Origin of the sequence: Candidatus Skiveiella danica, from assembly GCF_022705245.1 — a bacterium.
Classification (GTDB): domain Bacteria; phylum Pseudomonadota; class Gammaproteobacteria; order Burkholderiales; family Burkholderiaceae_C; genus Skiveiella; species Skiveiella danica.
In genome coordinates, this window is the sequence record NZ_JAKJEW010000135.1 from 361 (window position 1) to 631 (window position 271).

The 271-nt window shown below is 68.6% G+C and carries 1 protein-coding gene; it reads right to left on the bottom strand.

Annotated features, from left to right (window positions below; translation table 11 throughout):
* Positions 1-256, bottom strand: a 256-nt coding sequence (gene amrB / locus ACMUOY_RS20520) for an AmmeMemoRadiSam system protein B (RefSeq protein ID WP_413894565.1), incomplete at its 3' end; no start/stop codon positions are given.
* Between the last annotated feature and the right edge of the window lie 15 nt (positions 257-271).

A 271-nucleotide genomic window follows, 5' to 3' on the forward strand; every position in this document is an offset into this window, starting at 1 on the left:
TCGGGTAGCGGTGCGAACACCCAAGCAGCACGGCGCGCGACGGGCGTTTCCCCTCGATACGGCGGAAGGCGAACCCGGCCGTCTGGCCCGAATACACATAACCTGCGTGGGGTACGACCAGGGCCCGGACCCGTTCGGGCGCGGGCTCGACCGTGGCGGTGTCCATAAAGGTGCGCACGGCCTGAGCCAAAGTGCGTGGGGACGCTGGATAGAACTGTCCCGCAACCATCGTCGGGCGCGGCATGGTGTCGGTCATGGCGAGGGCCTCCCC